This is a genomic window from Mycobacterium hubeiense (assembly GCF_002838065.1).
GTDB lineage: Bacteria > Actinomycetota > Actinomycetes > Mycobacteriales > Mycobacteriaceae > Mycobacterium > Mycobacterium hubeiense.
In genome coordinates this window covers 1-1,757 of sequence record NZ_PIZU01000102.1, presented here as the reverse complement: position 1 = coordinate 1,757, position 1,757 = coordinate 1, and the positions used below count along the sequence as shown (strand labels likewise).

Sequence of the window (1,757 nt, the reverse complement as noted above, 5' to 3'; positions counted from 1 at the left end):
CCGCCACCTCAAATTCCACGAAGACCGGGACAACCTCCCAGAAAAAGGGCGATGAGCTCCTGCGTATTGTCGACTGCACGATCGACGACGTCTTGATACAACATCGCCGCGTCGACCGAGAGTTGAACTGCTGGGCTGGCGACCCCCATGCGATCCTTCGTAGTCGCCACAGGCGCGGCAACCACCACGCTGGCTCCCACCATGGCGATGGCCGATGTGAGATAGGGCCGATTGACGGTGTGCATGGCGGTCACCTTGCGTTCGGGCATTAACTGACACCCTCGACAATTACTCCGGTACGTCGACGTTTCTCAGGGATTGGGCAAATTGAGCGGATTCGGCGCGCTCAGCAGCCGGTGCTTGCGCGCAGCGTCCGGCAGACCTGCTGAAGGCGGGCGGTCGACAGCCTGGTGATCCGACGTCGAAATACGTTGCGCGGCAGTGTGTGGATGTTGTCGAAGTTGACGACGCAATCCGTCGGAAGATGGTCTTCGGCCGCCGTCAGTTCTAATTCGGACACGAGCCCTCGACGGGTCCGGGTCAGCGCGGCGACCACGACCGAGCCGATCCGATCGGCGACCGGATCCCTGGTGAGGATGAGCACCGGCCGGTCACCGCCAGGAGTGCCGGCGAACCACAGTTCACCGCGCCGCATCGGCCCAGTCCGCCCAATCCTCCGCCGGCCCCCAGTCAGCGATCTGCGCGAGCGCCGTCTCATCGTCGGTCAACGGGTGTTCGGCGTACCCCTGCACCTCCTGGTCCGCAGCGAGTGCGGCCAAGCGGTGGCGCAGCGCATCTCGAAGCAGCTCCGACCGATCGATGTGCAGCCGCCGCGCCCATGCATCGGCCTGTCGAATGTCTTCGTCGTCAGCGCGGAAACTCACCATCGTCATACGCGCATTTTAGTTTGTATTACGCAGCTGCGCGATTGCGCCGGTTTCACAGCTCGTTCGCCGCGTCAGCGGACCCGTCGCCGTCGCTGTCGGACAGCTTGACGTCCCAGCGACCATCGCCGTCGGTGTCGACGTAGGCCACCTCGCCGGCCAACACCCGGTCGGCCAGTCCGTTGCCGTCGACATCGAGCACCCGGTCCTCGGCGCCGTCACCATCGACATCGACGGGTCCGCTGTGCTCGACCCCGTCGAGCCCGAACCATCGCACATTGCCGGCCCGGTCCACGCTCACCGCCCAGGTGCCGGTGCCGTCATCGGTGAAATAGCGCTCGCCGTCGAGCACCGCATGCTCGGCGAGACCATCGCCGTCGAGGTCGGCCATCGCGTCGTCGACCAGTCCGTCGCCGTCGAAATCCAGCCCGACGGCGTCCACCTCGCCGTCGCCGTCCACATCCACATTCGGCGCCGCCGACCATATGCTCGCCGACCCGTCACCGTCGCCCAGGCAGTACTCCATATGAGTTGAGACGCTGAGTCAGCCGCGCGCGTTCCACCACTTCAACAATTCGGCCACCGCCTCGTCATGCGACAGCGGCCCCCGATCCAGTCGCAGCTCCTTCAAATACCGCCACGCCTCCCCCACCGTAGGGCCGGCGGGGATGCCGAGGATCTCCATGATCTCGTTGCCGTCGAGGTCCGGGCGCACTCGCGCCAGATCCTCCTTCGCGGCCAACTCCGCGATGCGCCGCTCCAGATCGTCATACGCGGCCTGAAGCCGGGCCGCGCGCCGCTTGTTACGCGTGGTGCAGTCGGCGCGCACCAGCTTGTGCAGCTTCGGCAGCAGCGGGCCGGCGTCGGTGACAT

4 protein-coding genes and 1 pseudogene are annotated in these 1,757 nt (G+C 65.9%); all 5 read right to left on the bottom strand.

Annotated elements, in window-relative coordinates:
* Nucleotides 1-8: 8 nt before the first annotated feature.
* Nucleotides 9-269 carry a hypothetical protein gene (locus CWS39_RS28125; protein WP_102146097.1) on the bottom strand — a complete coding sequence of 87 codons (261 nt, stop codon included), beginning with the start codon at nucleotides 267-269 and terminating at the stop codon, nucleotides 9-11.
* A gap of 77 nt (nucleotides 270-346) precedes the next feature.
* Nucleotides 347-655, bottom strand: a complete 309-nt coding sequence (locus CWS39_RS28120; RefSeq protein WP_102146096.1) for a type II toxin-antitoxin system PemK/MazF family toxin — start codon at nucleotides 653-655, stop codon at nucleotides 347-349.
* Nucleotides 642-887, bottom strand: a complete 246-nt coding sequence (locus CWS39_RS28115; RefSeq protein ID WP_102146098.1) for a ribbon-helix-helix protein, CopG family — start codon at nucleotides 885-887, stop codon at nucleotides 642-644. The genes CWS39_RS28120 and CWS39_RS28115 overlap by 14 nt, the downstream gene beginning before the upstream one ends.
* A gap of 52 nt (nucleotides 888-939) precedes the next feature.
* The gene (locus CWS39_RS28110; RefSeq protein ID WP_102146095.1) at nucleotides 940-1,410 is read right to left on the bottom strand and encodes a pullulanase; all 471 of its coding nucleotides are present in this window, start codon (nucleotides 1,408-1,410) and stop codon (nucleotides 940-942) included.
* Nucleotides 1,411-1,428: 18 nt separating this feature from the next.
* Nucleotides 1,429-1,757: pseudogene (locus CWS39_RS28105) on the bottom strand (CCA tRNA nucleotidyltransferase); the annotation flags it as partial.